General features: G+C 57.6%; 23 protein-coding genes and 1 tRNA gene. 7 read left to right on the forward strand and 17 right to left on the reverse strand.

The annotated features are described in order from the left end of the window. Nucleotides 1–29 precede the first annotated feature (29 nt). On the reverse strand, nt 30–923 hold the full coding sequence (locus tag BSK43_RS16985; protein WP_077471660.1) for a LysR family transcriptional regulator: 894 nt from the start codon (nt 921–923) through the stop codon (nt 30–32). Between the two features lie 210 nt (nt 924–1,133). On the opposite strand from BSK43_RS16985, the gene BSK43_RS16990 reads away from it, so the two are divergent. Next, the gene (locus BSK43_RS16990) at nt 1,134–1,874 is read left to right on the forward strand and encodes an SDR family oxidoreductase (protein ID WP_077471661.1); all 741 of its coding nucleotides are present in this window, start codon (nt 1,134–1,136) and stop codon (nt 1,872–1,874) included. A gap of 136 nt (nt 1,875–2,010) precedes the next feature. Continuing rightward, entirely contained in the window at nt 2,011–3,204 is a 1,194-nt protein-coding gene (locus BSK43_RS16995; protein WP_077471662.1) for a carboxymuconolactone decarboxylase family protein, read from the forward strand. Between the two features lie 96 nt (nt 3,205–3,300). Here the strand turns inward: BSK43_RS16995 and BSK43_RS17000 are convergent, their stop codons facing one another. The 3 genes from BSK43_RS17000 to BSK43_RS17010 form a co-directional block, all read right to left on the reverse strand. Continuing rightward, nucleotides 3,301–3,495, reverse strand: a complete 195-nt coding sequence (locus BSK43_RS17000) for a hypothetical protein (RefSeq protein WP_077471663.1) — start codon at nt 3,493–3,495, stop codon at nt 3,301–3,303. A gap of 68 nt (nt 3,496–3,563) precedes the next feature. Beyond that, the gene (locus tag BSK43_RS17005; RefSeq protein ID WP_077471664.1) at nt 3,564–3,779 is read right to left on the reverse strand and encodes a hypothetical protein; all 216 of its coding nucleotides are present in this window, start codon (nt 3,777–3,779) and stop codon (nt 3,564–3,566) included. Nucleotides 3,780–4,564: 785 nt separating this feature from the next. Further along, on the reverse strand, nt 4,565–4,861 hold the full coding sequence (locus BSK43_RS17010; RefSeq protein ID WP_077471665.1) for a hypothetical protein: 297 nt from the start codon (nt 4,859–4,861) through the stop codon (nt 4,565–4,567). Nucleotides 4,862–5,406: 545 nt separating this feature from the next. On the opposite strand from BSK43_RS17010, the gene BSK43_RS17015 reads away from it, so the two are divergent. Further along, nucleotides 5,407–6,066 (forward strand): hypothetical protein, encoded by a 660-nt coding sequence (locus BSK43_RS17015; protein ID WP_077471666.1) that lies wholly within the window; start codon nt 5,407–5,409, stop codon nt 6,064–6,066. Nucleotides 6,067–6,193: 127 nt separating this feature from the next. After that, nucleotides 6,194–6,739, forward strand: coding sequence for an SMI1/KNR4 family protein (locus BSK43_RS17020; protein ID WP_077471667.1), 546 nt, complete (start codon nt 6,194–6,196; stop codon nt 6,737–6,739). 113 nt (nt 6,740–6,852) lie between these two features. Here the strand turns inward: BSK43_RS17020 and BSK43_RS17025 are convergent, their stop codons facing one another. Beyond that, complete coding sequence (locus BSK43_RS17025) at nt 6,853–7,191, reverse strand: hypothetical protein (RefSeq protein ID WP_077471705.1); 339 nt, start codon at nt 7,189–7,191, stop codon at nt 6,853–6,855. Between the two features lie 287 nt (nt 7,192–7,478). Between BSK43_RS17025 and BSK43_RS17030 the strand changes: the two genes are divergently transcribed. After that, a complete protein-coding gene (locus tag BSK43_RS17030; RefSeq protein WP_077471668.1) occupies nt 7,479–7,712 on the forward strand; it encodes a hypothetical protein in 234 nt (77 codons plus the stop codon). An 859-nt stretch (nt 7,713–8,571) separates the two neighbouring features. Here the strand turns inward: BSK43_RS17030 and BSK43_RS17035 are convergent. The 11 genes from BSK43_RS17035 to BSK43_RS17085 form a co-directional block, all read right to left on the reverse strand. After that, complete coding sequence (locus BSK43_RS17035; RefSeq protein ID WP_077471669.1) at nt 8,572–8,709, reverse strand: DUF1127 domain-containing protein; 138 nt, start codon at nt 8,707–8,709, stop codon at nt 8,572–8,574. 199 nt (nt 8,710–8,908) lie between these two features. Beyond that, nucleotides 8,909–9,274: a hypothetical protein gene (locus BSK43_RS17040; RefSeq protein ID WP_246662609.1), complete on the reverse strand. Its 366-nt coding sequence runs from the start codon at nt 9,272–9,274 to the stop codon at nt 8,909–8,911. A gap of 128 nt (nt 9,275–9,402) precedes the next feature. Beyond that, on the reverse strand, nt 9,403–9,972 hold the full coding sequence (locus tag BSK43_RS17045; protein ID WP_077471671.1) for an NUDIX domain-containing protein: 570 nt from the start codon (nt 9,970–9,972) through the stop codon (nt 9,403–9,405). Between the two features lie 108 nt (nt 9,973–10,080). Continuing rightward, the gene (locus tag BSK43_RS17050) at nt 10,081–10,665 is read right to left on the reverse strand and encodes a flavin reductase family protein (protein WP_077471672.1); all 585 of its coding nucleotides are present in this window, start codon (nt 10,663–10,665) and stop codon (nt 10,081–10,083) included. Nucleotides 10,666–10,914: 249 nt separating this feature from the next. After that, on the reverse strand, nt 10,915–11,862 hold the full coding sequence (locus BSK43_RS17055) for a sigma-70 family RNA polymerase sigma factor (RefSeq protein WP_077471673.1): 948 nt from the start codon (nt 11,860–11,862) through the stop codon (nt 10,915–10,917). A gap of 125 nt (nt 11,863–11,987) precedes the next feature. Continuing rightward, nucleotides 11,988–12,923 (reverse strand): alpha/beta hydrolase, encoded by a 936-nt coding sequence (locus tag BSK43_RS17060; protein ID WP_077471706.1) that lies wholly within the window; start codon nt 12,921–12,923, stop codon nt 11,988–11,990. A 611-nt stretch (nt 12,924–13,534) separates the two neighbouring features. After that, nucleotides 13,535–15,049, reverse strand: coding sequence for an ABC transporter substrate-binding protein (locus BSK43_RS17065; RefSeq protein ID WP_077471674.1), 1,515 nt, complete (start codon nt 15,047–15,049; stop codon nt 13,535–13,537). Between the two features lie 19 nt (nt 15,050–15,068). Next, on the reverse strand, nt 15,069–16,763 hold the full coding sequence (locus BSK43_RS17070) for an ABC transporter ATP-binding protein (RefSeq protein ID WP_077471675.1): 1,695 nt from the start codon (nt 16,761–16,763) through the stop codon (nt 15,069–15,071). Further along, a complete protein-coding gene (locus tag BSK43_RS17075; protein WP_077471676.1) occupies nt 16,760–17,611 on the reverse strand; it encodes an ABC transporter permease in 852 nt (283 codons plus the stop codon). Before BSK43_RS17075 ends, BSK43_RS17070 begins: the two co-directional genes overlap by 4 nt. Further along, entirely contained in the window at nt 17,608–18,546 is a 939-nt protein-coding gene (locus tag BSK43_RS17080; RefSeq protein ID WP_077471677.1) for an ABC transporter permease, read from the reverse strand. The genes BSK43_RS17075 and BSK43_RS17080 overlap by 4 nt, the downstream gene beginning before the upstream one ends. Nucleotides 18,547–18,597: 51 nt before the next feature. Beyond that, nucleotides 18,598–19,488, reverse strand: coding sequence for a proline iminopeptidase-family hydrolase (locus BSK43_RS17085; protein WP_077471678.1), 891 nt, complete (start codon nt 19,486–19,488; stop codon nt 18,598–18,600). A gap of 128 nt (nt 19,489–19,616) precedes the next feature. On the opposite strand from BSK43_RS17085, the gene BSK43_RS17090 reads away from it, so the two are divergent. Further along, the gene (locus BSK43_RS17090) at nt 19,617–20,399 is read left to right on the forward strand and encodes a LuxR family transcriptional regulator (protein WP_077471679.1); all 783 of its coding nucleotides are present in this window, start codon (nt 19,617–19,619) and stop codon (nt 20,397–20,399) included. Nucleotides 20,400–20,452: 53 nt separating this feature from the next. Next, the gene (locus BSK43_RS17095) at nt 20,453–21,367 is read left to right on the forward strand and encodes a proline iminopeptidase-family hydrolase (protein ID WP_077471680.1); all 915 of its coding nucleotides are present in this window, start codon (nt 20,453–20,455) and stop codon (nt 21,365–21,367) included. Nucleotides 21,368–21,532: 165 nt separating this feature from the next. Here the strand turns inward: BSK43_RS17095 and BSK43_RS17100 are convergent. Further along, nucleotides 21,533–21,608: transfer RNA gene (locus tag BSK43_RS17100), tRNA-Lys, on the reverse strand. Nucleotide 21,609: the final 1 nt, after the last annotated feature.

Genomic DNA, 21,609 nt, shown 5'->3' on the forward strand with positions numbered 1-21,609 from the left:
CACGCGTGTATGAATTAAAGGTGATGGAGTTATTTGCGATAGCGCAGCGCATCGATCAGGAGCGAGAATGCCGGTGAAGCAAGGCGTCTACTGGGGTAGTAGAGGTGATACCCAGGGAAGGGCGGTGACCAATCCTCAAGCACTGCCACCAGCTTTCCTTCACGGATCAGCGGAAGCAAATAGTCGTCTGGCAGGCATGCCAGGCCCAGGCCGTCCAGCGCGGCATCAATGATCATCGGGACATCATTGCAGACGAACTGACCTTCGACGCGAACGTTCAGCGGCTTGCCATCTTTTTCGAATTCCCAGGCATAGAGGCCACCAATCGTCGTCAGTCTGAGATTGATGCAGCGGTGTCGCGTCAGTTCGTGCGGGGTAACCGGCTTTGGGTGTCGTTCGAAATAGTCCGGGGAGGCGACGACGAGCATACGCATTTCCGGTCCGATTTTGAGCGCGATCATATCTTTTTCGATATGCTCGCCGAGCCGGACCCCGGCGTCGAAACGCTCGTTCACAAGATCAGCAAAGCGATTGTCGACGGAGATCTCGATGTTGATATCGGGGTAGGTCTGCATCAATCGCTTTACGGCGGGCATGAGAATGGTTTCCGCCGCATGCCGGATCGAGGTGATGCGGATCGTTCCTCCCGGCGCGTGACGCATGGCGCCAAGTGCGTCCAGCCGGCTGCGGATATCGTTGAATGCGGGTCGCAATGTTTCGACCAGCTGCTCTCCTGCCTCGGTCGGCACGACGGTGCGTGTGGTCCGGGTGAGCAGCCGAACGCCCATCCGGTCCTCCAAACGCCGCACCGAATGGCTGAGGGATGATTGCGAAGTGCCCAAAAGTGCGGCCGCCCGTGTGAAGCTGCGCTCTTCCGCGACCGTCAGAAAAGCGACAAGGTCGCCCAGTTCATCCCGTCTCATTCATGAATTCCCAATATAGGTTCTTTCGGATGTTAGCATCTAGTCGAACCAATCGGCCAGCGGTAAATTTCCCTGAGTGTTGGTCAGCTCTTCGTCGAGGCGAACCCGCCCCCCGCGAAACCTCGGCTTCCGCACATGAGGCTGACGTCGCCAACCCTTCAGGCATCAGGTCTGTGCATCCGCGCGGCCCTCAAGGAAATGGACAGGACAATGACCCAGAATATCAAAGACAAGGTCGTCGTGGTTGCCGGCGCAAGCAGCGGTCTCGGTGCCGAAACCGCACGGCAACTCGTCAAGGCAGGTGCCCGTGTCGTGCTCGGCGCGCGGCGCATCGATCGGCTCAAGGACCTCGCGGCCGAGTTTGGACTGGGCGACGAGGTCGTGTTCCAGGTCGATGTCACCGATCGAGATCAGGTTAAGGCCTTTGTCGATCATGCGGTCGAGGTCTACGGCCGGATCGACGTCCTGCTCAACAATGCCGGCCTGATGCCGCATTCCCCGCTTGAACGGCTCAAGGTCGACGATTGGGAACGCATGATCGACGTCAATCTGAAGGGCGTGCTGTTCGGCATCGCCGCCGCACTGCCGCACATGCAGAGACAGAAGAGCGGCCATATCATCAACACATCGTCTGTCGCCGGTCACCAGGTGCGGCCGGGCGGCGTTGTCTATTCCGCGACCAAGCACGCCGTCCGCGTCATTTCGGAAGGGCTGCGCCAGGAGGTCAAGCCCTACAATATTCGCAGCACGATCATCTCGCCCGGTGCAGTCAGAACGGAACTGCCCGACCACATCAGCGAGCCTGATATCGCCAAGGGCATCAAGGAATTCTACGAAAACTATGCCATTCCTGCAGATAGTTTTGCCCGTTGCGTGCTGTTTGCGATCAGCCAGCCGGATGATGTCGATATCAACGAGATTCTGTTCCGTCCCACGGCACAGCAGCTCTGATAGAACGGTGCCCGCGCGCCCGACGGTTCTTTTATGAACGAGAAATATAGGCCCTTTCGCTTTTGGAGGCCTAATCCTGCGGTCGGCCGCAGCCTATCTCGAAACAGCCGTCAAATTGCCAATGAGGAGAACTCTGTTGAAAAATCTTGCCGCCGGCATCGCCATGTCCGCCTTTGCAACGACGGGTGCCGAAGCCCAACAGAATCCACGCGTGGCTCCTCCGGCCGTCTACGACGTGGCGCCCGGTCTCGGCCACTTCACCGACGATGTGCTGTTTGGCGAATTCTGGAAACGCAACGACTTGACCCCGCGCGATCGCAGCCTGGTGACCATCTCGGTGCTGATCTCGACCGGCAAGGGACATGTCCTTGCCAATCATGTAAGGCGCGCGCTCGAAAACGGTCTCAAGCCTCAGGAAATCGGCGAGGTCATCACCCATCTGGCCTTCTATTCCGGATGGCCCAATGCCATGTCGGCGGTGACTGAAGTGAAGAAAGTCTTTGACGAGCAGAAGATCGCACCCGTGGCGGATAGCGATGCGGCTCGCATCCCGCTGGAGGCAGCCGCCGAAACGGCACGCCGCGCCGCCGTCGATGCCAACGTCGAACCGACCGCTCCGGCGCTTGCCGATCTCACCAACCGCGCATTGTTCGGCGATCTCTGGCAGCGGCCGGACCTGTCGGCCCGAGATCGCAGTTTGGTGACGATGGCGGCTCTGGTCGCGATGGGTCAACCCGAACAGCTGGCGTTCCATGCGAACCGCGCCTTGGACAACGGCTTGACGCCTACTGAAGCGGCCGAAGCGGTTACGCAGGTCGGGTTCTATGCAGGCTGGCCTCGTGCCATGTCGGCTGTGCCGGCCCTGAAGGCCGTCCTGGAGTCGCGCCAGGCTTCGCCCGCTGAGACATCTGCCGGCGGCGACATCAAGATCGTCAAGCGTGGCAGCCAGCCGGCGAGCGGGCCGCAGGAGCGGTTTACCGGAAAAGTGCAGGTGTCAGCCGCGTACAAAGGCGATGGCGCTGCGCGCATCGGTGGTGCGACGGTCTCTTTCGAGGCAGGCGCTCACACTGCGTGGCACACACATCCTCTTGGACAGACGCTCTTCATCGTTTCCGGCCGTGGGTGGGTACAGAAGGAAGGCGGCCCGATCGAGGTCATGGAGCCTGGTGATGTTGTCTGGATACCGCCGATGGTCAAACACTGGCATGGTGCTTCGGCCAATGAAGCGATGGTTCACTTCGCGGTGTCCGAAGCCCTTGACGGCAATACCGTGACCTGGATGGAGAAAGTTTCAGCCGAGACTTACGATAGAGGCCGAGAAGCCGACTGAAGTCGCCGGTCATAAACTCACCGAAGATGGGTTAGATCCGGATGTGTTTTATGTGTTGATTTCCGGTGCTCGCCATAGAGCGGTGATTGAGTGTTTCTAGGTGAGACGCGCAATCGCATCGCTGAGATTATCTATTGCCAGTTGCTCGTGGGCGATCATCCCGTCAATATCAATATGATCGCCTACCCCCTTTGCACCATCGGCTCGCATCTTCATCTCCAGTAGCTCGTCGCGATGGGCGATCTTTTCATTTCTGATCTTGATGAGCTTCAGGCGAACATCGTCATTCATCTCGGATCCCTCTGCTTGTGATCAGCTATCTGAAACTCCCAAGCCAACGGTTTGTCCTCCCGTCGGTATTACTCATGCCCCCGGCCACGATATGTGGTTGGCACACCGGCCGCCTCGTGGCACTGCGCGAGAGTTTCGAGCCATGCCGCCAATCCGGTTGGCACTTCGACATTCCCCGCTTCAAGCGCTTCCACCCATGACAGATCGCATTGCAGCGCGCTCGCCAGATTGATCGGCGTCCAGCGGATGTGCAAAAGACATTCGGAAAATCGCTCTCTGGTCATGTATCCTCCAATTTGTGATCTGGCTTTCACGGTGCCTGAGGGCGAGGCGAAGTCAAGCAAACATGCAATCCAGCCGCTCCTGACAGTCGAGAAGGACGGTGAAAGATCTCAGCGACGCCACAAGCGGAAAACGACCCCTTATGGAGTTACCTCGACCAATGAGGCTTTGAAGCGACGCTTCATCGACAACTATTTGGGTTTGGTTCCCTGTTTATCCGATGGTCTGCGGAAATCCTGTCCTGCATCTTCGTTCTGTCGACTCGCCCTCAAGTCGTTTTCGTCGAAGGCGTATCGACGCAAGAGAGCAAAGAGCGCTTCATTCGAGCGCCGTCCAAAAGCTCAGGACTGTCGCAAATTACATTGATGGTTCGCTGCACAACACGGTCTGCAGCGATGTCAGATTGGACCAGCTTCCTCGCCCATTGGTAAAGAAGAGCGCGAAGTTGCGGATCCTGCGACATGTCTGCGGAATGTGGAACCGGCACGCTCACTCCTTCGATCCTCTCGGGCGGGAGCACATGGCATCGCTCGGTCGTGGTTGGCTATAGGATGGATCGACGACGACTGATTGACCGTATCAATTGAGGTGCAAAAGTCCAGCTTCAATCGAGCAGGCGGCGCCATTGGCCCATTCCAGCATTCGCCCGGAGCTTCGTATCCCGGCAGCCGGCCTCAAAGGTCCCTTCTGCAAAGCTGCAGTTGGGGCGCAAGTGCGCGCATAACCCAAGCTTACACCGCGTGGCTGAAACGGAGTTACAGTACCGGATCGTAACTGTGGAGCGAGACTAGGCAAGCGCCGCGACAAGCACGGAGAGCCAGACCAGGGCTACTCCCGTCGCAAACGCTCGCCTCGCGACGACAACCTTCTCTTCGCCCTCTTCGGCAACAGGGGCCGTCACGATCCAGGGCACCGAGCCAAGTGCTGCAAATCCGACGAGCGCCAGAAGTACAACAACAAAATCGGTGCTGCGCCAGTGGCCGGGCTCATAAACGCCCCAGTAGCCCAGAAACGCCATGCCCACTGCGAACATAGTGGCGGAGGCGGAGCAAAGCCCCGTAACAGAACCTGCTGGCGCACGCATCTTGCATCCCTCCCTAAAGCGATTTCGGCGATCGTATGAACTATCTTCGCACATTTGTGTCCGAAATTCAGGATGACCTGAAGCGACAATGTAGGAGGAGTGCTTTACGCCGCTCCAAACGCACGGTGAAATGAGCAATTGCCGCGGCCTGTTGAGTTCCGCCGTGATTTGACCCGCCTTTCCGCCTGGCGCTGGCCAAACGAAGCAAAGATGGATCCTGAAATGCTTCACTATTCCAAACCCACTAAGAGCCATCGTTTCGATGGCTCTCTCGGTTCTCGTTTAGTTGGTGAATGATAGATTTGCAGCCTGCCCTGCCTCAGGCCTGACGGCAAGGGCGAAGGTTCGGAATTCTCATCAGGCGTTGATCCGCCCTCGGCAAAGACCGGCCATTGGGCTCTCGTAAAAGGCAATCACGAGACGCAAATCTTTGCGGGCGATATTTGCGACACCGATTTCCCGCAATTACTGCTTTGAAGTATTTCCGCGACAAGTATGTGCGCTATGTGTTGATCGAACCATACGAAAATTGTCCGGAAGAAAGCATGAACGCTGCGCCATCTACCGCGTTTGACTGGTGGGCCTTGGTGCCAGGCTGGTTGGATCGTGAGCTTACGTCTGAAGACGGCTTACCTTTGGAGGTCATCCGTGCAGCCGTGACAAGGATGGCGGCGCGAGGCTTTGCAGTGCCACCTGAGCTGCTGAAACTGCATCTAAGTTTAGGCGCTTGCCGTGAGCTGATGGATAGCTTCAACCGCTTCACAAAACCCGAAGAATGGAAAGTGCAAGATGGCTTCCTGATGTTCCTCGAAGAGAACCAGGGTGTATGCCAATGGCTTGTCGATGCGAGCGAACGGGTGTGGATGCTGGTGAATGAAGAGCGCTATCCGGAAGAACTGACCCTCAATGACTTCCTGGCCGTGGTTGTCCCGTATCAGTTGGCGCAGGGTGGATGGTCGTATGCGGCAGACATGGTGCTGCCATTGACCGAGGCCGCAGACATGCAGGAGCGGCTTTTGCGCGAATTGGACTGGCCGCTCCTCGCGCAGCACAACGGTTTGACCATCCACAGCCAAGGCGCGTCAATGTTGTGGTGGCTGGATCCCGTATCCGGCAATACGATCCAACACTTGTTCATGAGTTGCTTGCGTCAGTCCGATCTCGAAAACTTATGCGTGCGTTTCGGTTTTGTGGATCTGGACTGAACGTCATGCGAGAGCGCCATTTCGATGCGGCACAGGATCCAATCGCAGAACTCGTGATTTTGCACCGGTGCTTTGGCCACGTGCAAAAGCCAGACAAAATTCAAGATAACCGCCCAAAGGAGAGCTTATGACAACACTGGACACAATCCTCCGATCCGGCAGGGTCGAATCGTTCGGGAAAGCGAGCTCAGCAGCGCTCGAACGTCTGGTGAACGAACACGGTGTATATCTTTCGCAGGATTACATACGCTTTCTGAGCCGTTGCAACGGTTTGCGTACGACGTTCGACTTCGATGAGGTAAAGCGGGTTGGCCTGAGCATGGCTTTGGCTGATATCAATACCTTCTACGGCGTCGAAAATGGGCGTGACTATGCCGATCTTCTGAGCATTATTCCGAAGATGGACGCATCCGGAAGAGAATTGCTCGGCTTCGCGCCACCGATCGCGGTTGGAGGCGATTTCTGTACATTTGTCGAGATCACCGAGGGTTCGCGGGTTGGCGAGATCATGTACACGGACGGCGAGATGTACTGGGGTTATTTCGAAGAGGCTGAGACCGATTGGACCAACACGCCCGATGCGCTGATTAGCACCTTCATCGAGCATGGCTTCTTCATGCCGATTGCTCCCTCATTCAACGCTTTGGTGGAGATGTATGGCAAACTGGTTTGATATCGCGGTTGCTGTCCGCCGCCGCTGCCACGTTCGTCCGCTCTCGGCCAATCGCGAGCTCCCACGTCGCTGAGGTGAAATCATCGCCTTTGGTGATGCCTCCATGAAAGCGCTCAGGTCAAAAAGGGCATTACATCCACCCCGTCGCCGGGAAAAATTGTGATATGCGGGTGATCCTTGAACAGACGTGCAGCGGCGTCAGGGCTCTCGGCTTCGACCACTAGGTAGCCGCAAAGCGAGTTCACGGCATCGACGACTCCGCCCTTGGTTATGCGTGTCGTCTTGCCCACCATTCCGCCACGGTCAAGGATTGACGGAGCATTCCTTTCTTCCCAGGCTGCCCACTCTTTGACGCCTAAGGCGTCCACTGCGTCCTGTTCGGCCTTGGGCAGGTTTCGAAAGGACGCCAGGTCCTCGGGCTTCATGGTATAAATGGCAAGAAAACGGGGCATCGGCACATCCTCCATGTGTCTCCAAGGTTGCCAACTTACACGCCTCGCTGTGGAAATCATACTCCGACAAATGGCGCTGGATGCGGAATAGCCGCCTACGCCACGAAGCTGTCGTGACGTGTAAAACGCGCGGGGCGAGGCCGCATGTCGGCTTGCGGTGCCAACCTCAGGCAGCGGATGCAGCGTATCACTCCGTCGTCGCGCATTGACGTCGGCATGCTTCACCACAATAAGGTCAAGCCGAATAATGTGGTAAGCACCAGCGAAACAACAACAGGAGTGTAATAATGAGCGAACCGACCGTAGTAGATGCAATCAACCGCATTTATGAATCGCTCCACGCAGACAATGCCGACATCGATTTGCATATCGCGAACCTCAAGGCAGCCTTGACGCGGGCCGGTTTGACGGAAGCCGTGTTCGACCCGGTCAAGCTGGTACATAACAACCGTTCTGGCAGGAAACTTATGCAGGCCTACTTTCGGCAGCGCGGCGTAACGGTGAAATTCATCGCCTCGTGACGTCTTCCGACGACGCTAAACGGGCAGCAACATACGCCGAGCGGATCACTCTCCATGCGGCCCGACGCCTAATTTTGGTTTTCGGACACGAATTGAAGTGCCGCGCCTGTTCCGCAGCATGCTGCTGTCAAAGTAAAAGCATGGCGCGTCCATTTAACATAGTGTTCCGCTAAACAGAGGCTCGAGAATACCCCGGAATTCCGAGCGAAACCGCACCATTCCTGCTTGGGGTGCCAATAATGAACAAGCCGTCCATTCATGACCTAGTGATGAAAATTCTGCATGACTGAGGCCCGAGGCGCAATTTCGGCGTCGAGATGGTGCGCCAAAGTCGCTTACCAGGTGAAACGAGGGCCGAAAGAGCCATAGGAACCCGGTGCCGACCCACTTGGATCCAACTGATTATCGCGTTCTACTCTCTCAGACCATCGCCGACGCTCGGCCGCTTTTTCTTTGGCGTTGGCGGGATCTGCCGAATTGCTCGCGGCTGCGGAGCCAGTTCGGCCGACCGTCGAGCAGGAAGCACAGAAAACGGCGGGAAAAATAATCAGAATGCCGAAGGCAGTTGCCCTCGTGAGTCCGTTGTAGATCGGCCGCTTGGACATGCCTAATGCTCTCTTTGACCATCTGTCACGAAGAGAGATTATTCGATTTCGCATCGAGTGGAAACTGCAGTCTGAAGAGACAGCTCAGCTTCGATGAGCGCCCCGCTTGGCATCGGTCCAAACAGCCTGAGACAGGTCCATGAAGTGCCTCACCAATTTGAACCATTTGTAGGCCATCGCTAAATGGCAAACGGGATGGCTTTAAATGGAGCTCAACACTTCGGCGTTCGCACAAGCTGCGAACGGGCGCCCGATCACTTGCCGTATACGGCACTTTTGACGGCGCCGCGCGACAAGCCGATGTCCTTCAGGCCCGCGTCGCTGATCTGCTGGAGTTCGCGATAGGCACGGCGGAGTTCAATAAATCTGGAGAGTTTGCTGACCACGGTCATTTCGAATACCTCATCTTCTTTCTGCCCATAATTTTAGCAGTTTGGCGAAGATCTGTGCACTTCGAAATTGGCAGAGCTGCTCTACGCCCAACACAGGGCTTCCGTCATGCCAGGCTGACGCTCTCAGTGCTTCACTCGCGTTGAAGCATGTCAGGCCGAGGCAATTTCAAAAGCCTCGGGTCAAGGGCCATTCGGTCTCCTAGTGTCTAAGGAATGTCAGCCAGCCGCGCACGGTCGCGATCGCACTGACTTTGATCTCGGAAACCCAATTTCGAACAGTTTCAACGCGATCCATGATCCATTTGAGCCAGCCATAAGTTAGCAGCTTCTCGCGGCCTGCATGGAAAAGGCGCTCAACCAAGAGGAAGCTCATCAGGTAGGCCAATGCGATTATCACGATCCCGGAGACGATATGGCCTTTGGCGATGACGAATAAAGCATAAATCTTCAACGGCTCCGCGACGGCCAGCGGCACCACGAACAAGACGAGAATGACAGCTCGCGGCAATGAAGCAACCAGCGCACTGAAGTGCTCCACAATGGAGAGCGAGGCGAACCATGTCACGAATGGTCGGTAGAGCGGTCGAGCGATCTCACTGATGATGACGAGGAGGGCTATGAGAAGGCGAAGGGGTAGCGAAAGGAATTGCCAGGCAGAGTGTCGCCGGGTTTTGTTACCCATATCTCGGTACCTCAAATTGCGGTTACGTGATCGACGGTTGCGAACCGCTTTGACAGGAAATAAACGAGATCTATCGCCTCATCGCGATAGACGTCGGCAAGAGTGCTGCTCGGATCGGATGCCATCGCGATGAATTCGGGAAACTCGACCAGGCTCACACCCATCACTTCGCTATTGTCGATCGCTACATCTGAAAGCGTGAAATCTCCCCATGCGGCATACACATCGTTAAACTGACGATCAATATATTCGTCGCCCAATACCGCGTCGCGTCGGTACGAGAACAGGAAGCGGCTCGACACTCTGTGGCGGGAAAGCCCAAGCTCCTCTTCCAGCTCTCTTTCGGCGGTATCCATGCTGCTCTCTCCCGCATCGACATGTCCAAGCACGGATATGGTCAATGCGCCGGGAAAATGATCGACCGTCAGCGAGCGGCGCTGGAGAAGCAATCGACCTTTTGCGTCAAAGAGATAGAGGTACACGACCCTATGTAGCTTTCCCAAGCGGTGTATATCGGACCGGGAAAGCACCTCACCAGTCCGCAGTCCGGACTCAGCCAGTACGTCAATCGGGTTCTTCATGATGCTTGAACCTCTCCCACTCGCTTGCGGTTTTCGTCGTCACAGCCACTTGCTCAATAGTATTCAAATTTCAGCGTTGGCAGCCTTCGCGTCTACTCGACGTCGATTTCAGCCTGCTTCTGTGGCAATGGTGAGGGGCTCTCCAATCGCATAGAAATGGCCGCCTGCGACGTGGTGAAGGCTTCGCCACCGGGGATCAGCAGTTTCGAAATGCCAATGCCCGTCCCGGAACACGCGCTCATCGGCCCACGCTGCGGTTACTTCCGCGATGAAGAGATCGTAGGTGTTCTGAATATGAGGCTCACTCATCAGCTTGCAGACGAGCCAGGCGGAGCAGCCTTCGACGAAAGGTAGATCTTGGCCAGGCATTTCGAATATCGAGACACCCGCTTTCTGAAGCTTGTTCGGTTCTTTGTACAATGTCCGGGTTCCGACCTCGCGTGTCAGTTCGAGTTGCGCAACTGTCGGCACTTGGACGAGGAAGTGTCCGGTTGCCTCGATCAATGAACGGGTCTGGGCAATCTGGTCCACGACGACAGTGAGTTTTGGAGGATCAATGTCGAGCCCACAGCACCAGGCAACAGCCATGACATTGTCGATACCGGCGTGGCGGGCTGAAAGCAGCACGGTTGGACCGTGATTGATTAAACGAAACGCCTTCTTAAGCTCTACGGATTTCATGTGTTCGTTCATCGAAAGTCCAGATAGATGAAGTTGCGGTGGGCAGGAAAATCGAATTGCAGCCTTGGTGATTTCCTATAGCAACCAAATTCACCGTTGTCGCTCAGGACCGTTCGGCAGGACTACTCGTCGTCGTTTGAACTGAATTCGCTTGAGGTATTATAGATCCCCTTGTCGCATAGCGTTGAATGCTGGCGTATGTGGAAGCGCCGCACAACGTCGGTCTGATCCCGTTTAGACAACCGATCCGGCGGCCTCCTGCTATGAGCGTTTCTCAGTGCTATCGAAAATCGGTCGGCCATTGATGCGAACATTGTCTGCCGCCGGAAACAACCATGGGCAGGCATAATAATCGGTAATAGCGTCGATCAAGCCATCTCGAACGTGCACGCGCACGGGATAGGTCGGAATCCAGCCATTGTGCCGCTTGAACAGAACGATCAGCACCGCTTCGCCTTCCACCTCGCCAATGTCGATCCGCCAGGGTGCCTGGGCCCGCTCGAATTCGGCGAAATAGGGTGAATCGACCAGCAGGCCATTGAAGCAATCGGATACGCGCAATCTAGCGTCGGCGCTTGCAAGGGCGCGAACGCCGTCCCAGTCGCGTCGATTGAACAGGTCGACATAGCGGTCGAGCAGCCGTGCCAACTGGGGATCGGGCGCGACAGCCGCGGGAGGTACTGCAGGTGATGCCGGCAAGAAGGCGAGCTTCGTTCGGCCACGATTGAGCGCCGATTTGACGCCGCCGACAGTCGAACCGACCAATTCGGCAATCTCGTCCAGCGAATGGTCGAACACATCCTTCAGCAGCACACAGGCTCGCTCCTTCGGCGGCAGATGGATGACAAGGCGCTCGATCGCCCGGCCAGCGCCGAAACCAGTGGGCTCGACCGGCAGGATGATCTTCTCCTGCGCATAGTTCGCCTCGGCTCGCTCCCGGGCTTTGCGATTGCGCAGAAAGTCGATGCAGCGATTATGCGCAATACGGAATAACCACCCCTGCAAAGCTCGCCGGTCCTGCAGCTGATCGACCTTGCAATAGGCCTCGAACAGCGCATCCTGCATGATATCCTCGCCATCCATGGCCGAGCCGGCCATACGCGCGCAATAGCGATGAAGCTGGCCACGCAGATGCGAGACCGTCTTGAGAAAATCGGCATATCGGACATCGAAGAGGCCGGTGGATTTGACGCGCGGCTGCAGCTTCATGATTTACCCATCCAAAATCACCCAGGTAGCTGCGACCTTTGTCGCAAGCTTCCTCCGCGCGTTCATCCTACCCGAGCCGACAAAGCAAAGGAAATCCTGTTCGCCGGCCTTGTGCCTTGCTGAAATCACGAGGCGTTGCTTTCTGCCCCGGTAAGCCCGAGCTTGGGCCTTACCCACGCGGCGAACCTGGCGATCGCATCGTCTGCCTCCGGCGCACGGCCGGCCATCATCTGGAAGGAATGAAGCATCTGCGGAAATACATCGAGCCTTACATCGACGGTGGCAGCTCTAGCGCGCTCGGCAAAGACGCGGCTGTCGTCGAGTAGTGTTTCATCGCCGCCGGCCTGCAGAAAGATCGGCGGGAAGTCGGTGACATCTGCGAAGAGCGGACTCGCATGCGGATCGCGTGGGTCTGACCCCGCGAGCACCATGCCGGCCAGCCACTGGACCGTTTCCCTCTGGAAGAAGAGATCCTTCTGGCTGTTCGACTGGTAGCTCGCGCCGCTTGCCGTCATATCAAACCATCCGGAGATGCTCATGATCGCAGCCGGAAGCGGCAGCCCTCGATCACGAGCCACCAGGAGTGCGCCAAAAAGAATTGTAACGCCTGCTGAATCCCCGGCGCCTGCGATATGTCGAGGCTTGATGCCCTGATCCAGCAGCCAGCGATAGACATCAACGGCCTGATTGCGCTGGGCCGGATAGTGCTGCCCCTGGTGAACAAAGTCGTAGCTCATGGCGAGGGCCCGGCAACCGGTCGCCTTGGCGAGATGGGCGATCATCTTACGGTGAGTGTAGATTGAACCGCCTACAAATCCACCGCCGTGGATATAGAAGATGACCCTATCAAGCGCAGCGCCTTTCGGGACGATCCAAAGCGCCGGCTTATTGCCGACCTCCACCTCCAGAAAGTCGACGCCGCCCGGTTCAGCCGTCAGCTTGGTCCATTCGGCATCGTTCCAGGCGGCGGCCTCCTCGGGCGACAGTTGTTCGCCGCTTTGCGCGTGGGCTGCAATAGCCTCGTAGTGTTTCTTGTTCGCTTCGCTTTGTTTACTCGCCATTTCGTCGGTCTCCTGCTTCCTGGGATTGCCGACCACCAGTTTGGGCGGCACATCATCCCAAGACGAGGCTGAGGCGGAAAAGGATACGAGGACCGATAGCGGTGGCGAATAGCGACCTGACATGGGCATGCTACGGAGCCGCTGTGCGCTCTCGGTGCAAGAAGAGGCACCACGTGTCTGCGGCTATGGCGGTGTTCCTTTGAAATCGGTTTTATACGAACATTTTGGGCAGGTTTACAAACGCTGGTTCCATCAGCAAGAACCAGTTGGCGGCGTCTAATTCCATCAACAGCAAGCGTTTGCAAATGCCGTTGCATGAGTCAGGGCACAGGATGCGCAAGATCTATGCCTTACGGCAATTGCGATCCTGGAATTGGAGCGAGGAAGACCCAGTATACAGCGTCGCGATACAACCCGGCGCACCCGTCTGTATTCGTGGTTGGAAAATTACAAGCGGCGGAAATTCCCCGACCGACGCAATGAAGCGGATGCTCTAATTGCTACGGCCCGCGAACCCATTTGCCGATCCTTTGCGCGCTGCCATGAGCAATTCCCTGCACAAAAGGCCCTTGCTCCGCCCGTTGGCGGAGCAAGGGCCAGACGGCAAGATTTCAGTTCTTGACGGTGTCTTCCAGGAAAAACCGGCCAAGCGGATTCTGGTGGAAGTTCTCTATGTTCTTGCGCGAGACGTTGATGTAGGGGCTGTAATAAAGGTCGATCCAGTTGACGTCGTCCTTCGCCATCTTCTGCAGATCGATATACATTTGTTCGCGCTTCTTCGGATCCAGCTCCTGGCGCGCTTTTGCGACCAGTTCCTTGACCGCTTCGTTCTTGTAATTGGTCATATAATTGTTGTTGGAGTCATGCCCGAGCACGAATGTTGTCTTCTGGTCCGGGTCAAGAATGTCGTTGGTCCAATAGTTGACCGAGATATCGTAGTCGCCGGCAACCGTCATGTCCCATTCCTGGCTGGGATCGACCTTCTGCAGGTTGGCAGTGATGCCGGCCTTGGCGAGTTGCTGCTGAACCAATACCGCTGTTTGTTCGTCGACTTCGTCGCCAGCGCGAATGAGATAATTCAGCGTGAGATTGGAGACGCCGGCGGCGGATAGCATCTGCTTGGCTTTCTCCGGATCATAGGGCCGCTGGAGGTTGTCGGGATAATAGTAGAGAGCGCCTTTAGGAATATAGGAATTGGCAACCGTGCCCTGATGGAAGGTGACGGCATCAACGATCGCTTTCTTGTCGATCGCCATATCGAGTGCCTGGCGGACTTCCTTCTTCCCAAGCTCGCCGTGAGCATGGTTGATCAGCAGGTGATCCTCTCGGGTGGACGGATCGATCGACACGTTGAGGTTTGTATCCTTCTTCAATTCATCGACGCGCGAGAAGGGCACGAAAATGGCGGCATCCAACTGACCAGCCTGAACATTCAGCATGCGGGTATTGTCGTCAGGAACCGAAATCCATTGGACGCCATCGAGCTTCACGCGGTCCGCCTGCCAGAAATTCGGGTTCTTCTTCAGGATGATGCGGTCGCCGCGACGCCATTCCTCCACTGAAAAGGCGCCCGATCCGATCGGTTTTTCGGCATAGGCATCCGGCCCCATGGATTGCATTGCAGCCTTGGAAAGGACCGAGGCGTTCGGCAGAGCGAGTGTCGAAAGGAATGGTGCGGAAGCATGCTTGAGCTTGATCGTCAGAGTATGCGGATCGGTCGCAATCGCCGTGTCGATCACCTTGTAGGAATCGCTCCAGAGGGAGGCTGGATCATCGCGGATGCGCAAAAGGCTGAAAGCTGCATCATCAGCTGTCAGCGGCGAACCATCGGAGAATTTCGCATCACGGATTTTAAAGACATAGGTCAGACCATCGCTGGATGCTGTCCAGCTTTCCGCGAGACCTGGTTCGAGCTTCGTGCCCGTCTTGTCGACGCGCACCAGGACGTCATAGACATTGGAGAACACCCAGTTATCGATATTCTGCGCCGTTTTGATTGGATCGAATGTCGTCGAATCCTCGCGGCGACCGATAGTCAGCACGCCGGCGGCTTCGGCATAGCTTGCGCTCAGCGTGAGGCCAGCCAGGATTGCCGCAAGCCCGATTGTTTTCCACCTGTTGATCATGAGTTCGTTCCCTTCGTTGTTATGATATGCGTTTGGCCGAGCGGATAGGCGCTGCGTCGAGTTCTCCAAGCAAGGGCTTGTCCGGATCGATATCGGGAATGGCGGCGATGAGCGCAGCGGTGTAGGCATGTTTCGGTCGCGAGAAGATCTCCTCCGAGGGACCTTCTTCGACGATCTCACCGTGATACATCACGACCGTTCGCTCACAGAGATTGCGCACGATGGCGAGATCATGGGCGATGAAGATCAGCGTCAGGTTCATCTTGCGGGTCAACTCACGGAACAGATCGATAATCTGGGCCTGTATGGTGACATCGAGAGCCGCGACGCATTCGTCGGCAATGATAAGCTTCGGATCGACGGCAAGCGCCCTCGCGATGCCCGCGCGCTGGCACTGTCCCCCGCTCATGCTGCGAGGCTTGCGATCGGCAAATTCGCGCTCAAGGCCGACCAGATCGAGCAATTCGCCGATGCGGGCCGGAATATCCGGCCTTGCGACCTTGCCTTGCACCTTCAGCACCTCGGTAAGCGTCTGGCCGATCGTAAGGCGAGGGTTGAGAGCATTGAACGGGTCCTGAAAGACCATCGCTGTTTCGCGGCGAAGCTTGGCGAGATCGATGCTTTTGCGCTGGGCGAGGTCGACGCCATCGAAGGTAACGTGACCGGAAGAGATTGGGGTAAGCCCGAGAACAGCGCGGGCAAGCGTGCTCTTGCCGCTGCCGGATTCACCGACGATGCCGACGGTCTCGCCTGGCATGATCTGCAGGCTGACACCGGAAACGGCGCTCACCATAGTCGCCTCACGGCTCTTTAAGAGACCGCTGCCGACCTTGAAGCGCACATGCAGGTCATCGATCTCGAGCAGCGGCTTGACGGCCGGGTCCGGAGCGCGTGGTCCGCTTGGTGTTGGTGTCGCTTCGTCAGGCATTGACGGATGGCTGTTGATCAGATCGATCGTATAGAGATTTTCCGGCTGGCTGAGAATTTGTCGTTTCGATCCCTGTTCGAGCAACTGCCCGGCGCGCATGACGGCAATGCGGTCGCAGGTCTGAGCGACGATGCCAAGATCATGGGTGATGAGGATGATGGATAGGCCACGCTTGTCGCGAATGTCGATCAAGAGCCGCAGTATCTGAGCCTGGATGGTGACGTCGAGCGCCGTTGTCGGCTCGTCCGCGATCAGGATCTTCGGATTGCAGGAAAGCGCCACGCCGATCATGGCGCGCTGGCGCATGCCGCCGGAAAACTCATGTGGGTAGTTGTCATATTGCCTGGCCGGATCGGGAAAGCCAACCTGAGCGAGGATCTCAGTCGCCGCCGCGCGCGCGTCCCGCGCGCTCAGGCCTTGATGGTAACGGATGCCTTCGGCGATCTGATTGCCGATGCGCATGACCGGATCGAGATGGCTGGTTGGATTCTGAAAGATCATGCCGATCTCGCCGCCGCGCACCTTGAGCATTTCGGCGTCGCTGATGTCCGTGAGTTCACGTCCCTCAAGGCGGACCGAGCCGCTGTCGATCTTCAGCAATGACGATGGCAGCAACCGCACCAGCGAACGGCAGAGCAGGCTCTTGCCGGAACCGCTTTCGCCGACCAGACCGAGGATTTCGCCCTTGCCGAGATCGAGTGAGACGCTGTCGATCAGCGTGCGGACGCTATTGTCGAGATGGGCTTTGACCACAAGGTTGCGGACAGAAAGAACGGGCGCGCTCATTCATGCACTCCAAGCAGTTCGCCGAGCGCGTCACCCAGCATGCTGAAGCCAAAGGCGAGGCAGACGACGGACAGGCCGGGAAAGAGCGTGATCCACCAGGCTGTGGTGATAAAGCTCTGGCCCTCGGCAACCATGACGCCCCATTCTGCGAGCGGCGGCTGCACGCCGAGCCCGAGATAGCTGACGGCGGCACCACTGAGAAGCACGAGCACGGCATCCGACATGGAAAAGACGATCGAGCCGGCAATGGCGTTCGGCAGGAGGTGGCGGAACATGATGCGCGGCCGACTGAAGCCGAGGCTGACGGCGGCGACGGCATAGTCGCTGCTTTTCAGGACCAGCATCTGCGCGCGGATGAGGCGGGCATAGGATACCCAGCCCACGAGCGCCATGGCGATATAAAAGCTGCCCAGTCCCGGCCCAAGGATGGCGATGATCGACAACATGAGCACCAGAAAGGGGAAGGCGAGAATGATATCGACGAGGCGCATGAAGAGCGCATCGACGATGCCGCCGAAAAAGCCTGCGATGGTGCCGACCGTGGTGCCGATCAGAAACGGGAAAAGCACACCAATGACGGCGATCTGCAGGTCGATGCGCACGCCCCAGATGACGCGTGACAGGATATCGCGCCCGAAATTATCCGTGCCGAACGGATGCAGCAGCGACGGCGCCTGCAGGCGCACATCGGCATTCTGGAAGATCGGATCATAGGGCGCGACGATGGGCGTCAAGATTGCCAGCAGGAGGAAGAACAGCAATATGCCGCCGCCGAGTGTCAGCGTCAGATGTTTGCCGAGGAATTTTCTCCAGCCGAGGGAGGAGGGGGCAATGACGTCGACGCTCATAGCGTGACCCTCGGGTCAGCCGCGACCGTCACGATATCGGCGAGGAAATTGACGAGCACGGTAGCGCAGGCAAATACCATCGCCACGCCCTGGACGACCATGTAGTCGCGGGAGAAGATGGCTCTCACCAGCAATTGGCCCATCCCCGGCAGGGCGAAGACGCTTTCGACGACGACCGTGCCGCCGATCAGCCAGCCGATATTGACGGCCAGCAAATTAATGGTCGGGACCAGCGAGTTCGGCACCACATGCCGCCAGAAGACGATGCTTTCCGGCATGCCGCGGGCTCGAGCGGCAGTTGCCACATCCGATTTCAGCGACTCGATCATCGCGGCCCGCAGGCTTCGGGTGAGCACAGTCGAGAGCGACAGCGCAACGGTCAAAGCCGGCAGGGCGAGATGGGCAAGCTTGTCGTTGATCGTCTCGCCATAGCCCGACACCGGCAAGACGCCAAGCTGGACACTGAACAGGATGATCAGCATCAGCCCGAGCCAGAAGGGTGGAAAGCCGATGCCAAAGGTCGAGATGATGCGCACGACATGATCCGGCGCACGGCCAGCATTGCGCGCAGCGATCGCGGCCATCGGCACTGCGATCAGGATCGACAGGATGACGCTCGAAACGACCAGGGCAATTGTCGGCTCGATCCGGGTTGAGATCAGCGGCAGCACGTCGATCTTGTAGAGGATCGATTTGCCCATTTCGCCATTGCCGAGATTTTTGATGAAATAGAAATATTGCAGCCACATCGGCTGATCGAGCCCATATTGCGCGCGGATACTGGCGAGCGCCGCCGGGGTGGCGCGCGTGCCAAGGATATTGCGTGCGGGATCACCCGGAATGAGGTGCACCAGAATGAAGGTGATGACGCTGATGCCGAAGATCACAGGCAGGAACTGCAGCGGTCGTGTCAGAACGAATCTATAGCGATGCATGGCGGCGATCGCCCCCTTGTCGTCGTCGGGTTTCGATCACCTTAGTTTGCATCAGCTTGCCCCATGCCGCGACAGGAAATCGATAAGGGCCGGATAGTAGTCCTGCGGGTTCTCGTAGAAAGGCATATGGCTGGCATTGGCGAAGACCTTGAGTTCGGCATCGGGCAAAGCAAGCTTCATTCGCAGTGCGCAGGCGGGCGTCAGCTCATCGTGCTCGCCGGTCGTGATCAGCACCGGCATGGTCAGGTGCTTCAGGTCGGGAATGCGGTTCCAGTCCTTGAGATTGCCAATATATAGAAACTCGTTCGGCCCCTGCATCGTCTCATAGGGACCCATGTTCCAATCATCGAGCGAACGGCGAACCGGCGCCGGCCATTCCGGCAGGCGACAGACATGGCGATAATTGAGAATTGTGACGGCGGCGAGATATTCGGGGTGATCGTACGTACCCTGCGCCTCGTGCTTCTGCATCATGGCGACGGTTTCCGGGCCAAGTGCCGCGCGCAGCCGCTCCAGCTCGGAAATCAGGTGCGGCATGTCGGCCACGGTATCTTCGAGGATCAATGTCTGCAGGTTTTCGGGATAAGTCAGCGCATAGTCGATCGCCAGCCATCCGCCCCAAGAGTGACCGAGCATATGAATTTTGCCGAGACCGAGCGCCCTGCGGACAGTCTCGGTCTCCTCGACATAGCGGCCGATGGTCCACAGACTCTTGTCGGCCGGACGGTCCGAGGCGCCGGTGCCGAGCTGATCGAAGGCGACGACTCTGTATCCTTTATCAATCAGGCAGGAATGCGCTTCGCGCAGATAGTCGCAAGGCAGGCCGGGGCCGCCATTCAGACAAAAGATGGCTTCAGGCCCATCGCCGAAGCTGTAGGCGACCACCTTGTGGCCGTCGACCTCGATGTCGTGCCGCGCCTCGGGCTCAATTTCACGCCACATTGCCAACTCCGGCGAAAGATTCCGCTTGCTCAATATTTGAGCATGGCTAAATTTTTACCTTAAACCGCGCCTGGCACCAGCTATAAGAAGTGATAGGTTAGGGCGCAGCCACAGACGGGAACCGTTGCATGTTCGACCAAATGGGAGCCATCAGGCGTCAGTTCACGGCGCATCAGACGCTGGACGGCCGCATCGACCAAGTCTTCGAGGCCATGAAGGCGATCGGTTTCGAAGCGTTGATCTACGACTACACGCCGGTGCCTTATGATCTCGACGGCAGGGTCATGATCCCCTCGCTGCTGAAGCTGCGGAATATCTCTGACGATATGCATGAATATTGGTTCGATCGCGGCTATTTCCGCATCGATCCCGTGCAGCAGGTGGCGCTGCGCACCTCCGCGCCCTTCTTTTGGAATTATGACGCCGACGCCGACACGCTGATCAAGCGTTTCATGAGCGAGGATACCGCTCCCGTTGCCCGCTATCTCAGCGAACGGGACATGTCGACGGGCGTGACCGTGCCCGTGCATATGCCGCGCGGCGATTATGCAACCGTCACCGGGGTTCGTTTTGGCGGCGACCGGGAATTCGAGCGCGATGCCCTGCGCTATATTGCCGATTTCAACCTGCTCGCCCATGTCTTCCACGAGACGGCCTATTCGCTCTTCGACAGCGCCGCCCTTAGCGTCGGCAAGATCCGGCTGACGGATCGGGAGAGGGAATGCCTGCGCTATTCCGCCGAAGGCTATTCCGCCAAGGAAATCTCGCGCATCATCGATCGCTCCGTGCCGACGGTCGTCATGCATCTCAACGCTGCGGCAAAGAAGCTCGGCGCCAAAAACCGGACGCAGGCCGTCGTTCGCGCCACGCATTACCGCCTGCTGGACGAGCGGCCATCCTATAACTTCTGATAGCTGCCGCCTGCGTTTTCGCCGCGTTATGGTCTCGCCGTTAAAGCCTAGAGATGGAGACGCCCGTGGCCGAAGTCCCGACGCAGGAAGCCTTTCTGCCCTTTCGCGAATACCGGACATGGTATCGCATCACCGGCTCGCTTGACTCGACGAAGCTGCCGCTTATCGTCGCCCATGGCGGCCCTGGCTGCACGCATGACTATGTCGACAGCTTCAAAGGGATCTCCGAAATCGATGGTCGCTCGGTGATCCATTACGACCAGCTCGGCAACGGCAACTCCACGCGCCTGCCCGAAAAAGGTCCTGACTTCTGGACGCCGGCGCTCTTTCTTGAAGAACTCGATGCGTTGCTGAGGCATCTCGGCATCCAGGATCGCTACGCCTTTCTCGGTCAGTCCTGGGGCGGCATGCTGGGCGCCGAACATGCCGTGCGTCAGCCTAAGGGTCTGAAGGCGCTGGTGATCGCCAATTCGCCGGCCAATATGCATACCTGGGTCGCGGAAGCGAACCGACTTCGCGAGGAACTGCCGCAGGCGGTTCAAGACACGTTGCTGCAGCATGAGCAGGCCGGAACGATTACCGATCCGGATTATATCGCCGCCTCCCGGGTCTTCTACGACCGCCATGTCTGCCGGGTAACGCCCTGGCCAGCGGAGGTCGCCCGCACCTTCGCAACCATGGACGAAGACAGTACCGTCTACCGCAACATGAACGGCCCGACCGAATTTCATGTCATCGGTACGATGAAGGACTGGACGATCGAGGAACGGCTTCCGCTTATCCAGGCGCCGACCTTGCTGCTCTCGGGCAAATACGACGAGGCAACGCCGTTGGTGGTCAAGCCTTATGTCGATCGCGTCAAGGGCTGCGAATGGGTGCTGTTCGAGAATTCGAGCCACATGCCGCATGTGGAGGAAAAGGATCTTTGCCTGGCAACAGTTTCGGAATTCCTGAAACGGTATGACTGATCGGGATCCGCTCTGTGCTTGCGTCCGCCATGACGGCACAAGCGAAAAAAGCTTCCGGCAAACAAAGTTCAGCTTCGTTGGAACCTTCTGGCGTCCATTTCACAATATGGATCGATTGCCCAATCATAGGTTGGTCCCGGACCCCTGAGCGCACAGGAGCCGTCCTGGTGGGTGATGTAGGGCTCGAACCTACGACCCGCTGATTAAGAGTCAGCTGCTCTACCAACTGAGCTAATCACCCG

The sequence above is a fragment of the Rhizobium sp. P44RR-XXIV genome (genome assembly GCF_001999485.2).
Taxonomy (GTDB): Bacteria; Pseudomonadota; Alphaproteobacteria; order Rhizobiales; family Rhizobiaceae; genus Rhizobium.

What these genes read in the sequence shown, in the direction of transcription:
- BSK43_RS16985 (WP_077471660.1), bottom strand. Translation starts at nt 923, where the DNA reads ATGAGACGGGATGAACTGGGCGACCTTGTCGCTTTTCTGACGGTCGCG.
- BSK43_RS16990 (WP_077471661.1), top strand. Translation starts at nt 1,134, where the DNA reads ATGACCCAGAATATCAAAGACAAGGTCGTCGTGGTTGCCGGCGCAAGC.
- BSK43_RS17000 (WP_077471663.1), bottom strand. Translation starts at nt 3,495, where the DNA reads ATGAATGACGATGTTCGCCTGAAGCTCATCAAGATCAGAAATGAAAAG.
- BSK43_RS17005 (WP_077471664.1), bottom strand. Translation starts at nt 3,779, where the DNA reads ATGACCAGAGAGCGATTTTCCGAATGTCTTTTGCACATCCGCTGGACG.
- BSK43_RS17010 (WP_077471665.1), bottom strand. Translation starts at nt 4,861, where the DNA reads ATGCGTGCGCCAGCAGGTTCTGTTACGGGGCTTTGCTCCGCCTCCGCC.
- BSK43_RS17015 (WP_077471666.1), top strand. Translation starts at nt 5,407, where the DNA reads ATGAACGCTGCGCCATCTACCGCGTTTGACTGGTGGGCCTTGGTGCCA.
- BSK43_RS17020 (WP_077471667.1), top strand. Translation starts at nt 6,194, where the DNA reads ATGACAACACTGGACACAATCCTCCGATCCGGCAGGGTCGAATCGTTC.
- BSK43_RS17025 (WP_077471705.1), bottom strand. Translation starts at nt 7,191, where the DNA reads ATGCCCCGTTTTCTTGCCATTTATACCATGAAGCCCGAGGACCTGGCG.
- BSK43_RS17030 (WP_077471668.1), top strand. Translation starts at nt 7,479, where the DNA reads ATGAGCGAACCGACCGTAGTAGATGCAATCAACCGCATTTATGAATCG.
- BSK43_RS17035 (WP_077471669.1), bottom strand. Translation starts at nt 8,709, where the DNA reads ATGACCGTGGTCAGCAAACTCTCCAGATTTATTGAACTCCGCCGTGCC.
- BSK43_RS17045 (WP_077471671.1), bottom strand. Translation starts at nt 9,972, where the DNA reads ATGAAGAACCCGATTGACGTACTGGCTGAGTCCGGACTGCGGACTGGT.
- BSK43_RS17050 (WP_077471672.1), bottom strand. Translation starts at nt 10,665, where the DNA reads ATGAACGAACACATGAAATCCGTAGAGCTTAAGAAGGCGTTTCGTTTA.
- BSK43_RS17055 (WP_077471673.1), bottom strand. Translation starts at nt 11,862, where the DNA reads ATGAAGCTGCAGCCGCGCGTCAAATCCACCGGCCTCTTCGATGTCCGA.
- BSK43_RS17060 (WP_077471706.1), bottom strand. Translation starts at nt 12,923, where the DNA reads ATGGCGAGTAAACAAAGCGAAGCGAACAAGAAACACTACGAGGCTATT.
- BSK43_RS17065 (WP_077471674.1), bottom strand. Translation starts at nt 15,049, where the DNA reads ATGATCAACAGGTGGAAAACAATCGGGCTTGCGGCAATCCTGGCTGGC.
- BSK43_RS17070 (WP_077471675.1), bottom strand. Translation starts at nt 16,763, where the DNA reads ATGAGCGCGCCCGTTCTTTCTGTCCGCAACCTTGTGGTCAAAGCCCAT.
- BSK43_RS17075 (WP_077471676.1), bottom strand. Translation starts at nt 17,611, where the DNA reads ATGAGCGTCGACGTCATTGCCCCCTCCTCCCTCGGCTGGAGAAAATTC.
- BSK43_RS17080 (WP_077471677.1), bottom strand. Translation starts at nt 18,546, where the DNA reads ATGCATCGCTATAGATTCGTTCTGACACGACCGCTGCAGTTCCTGCCT.
- BSK43_RS17085 (WP_077471678.1), bottom strand. Translation starts at nt 19,488, where the DNA reads ATGTGGCGTGAAATTGAGCCCGAGGCGCGGCACGACATCGAGGTCGAC.
- BSK43_RS17090 (WP_077471679.1), top strand. Translation starts at nt 19,617, where the DNA reads ATGTTCGACCAAATGGGAGCCATCAGGCGTCAGTTCACGGCGCATCAG.
- BSK43_RS17095 (WP_077471680.1), top strand. Translation starts at nt 20,453, where the DNA reads ATGGAGACGCCCGTGGCCGAAGTCCCGACGCAGGAAGCCTTTCTGCCC.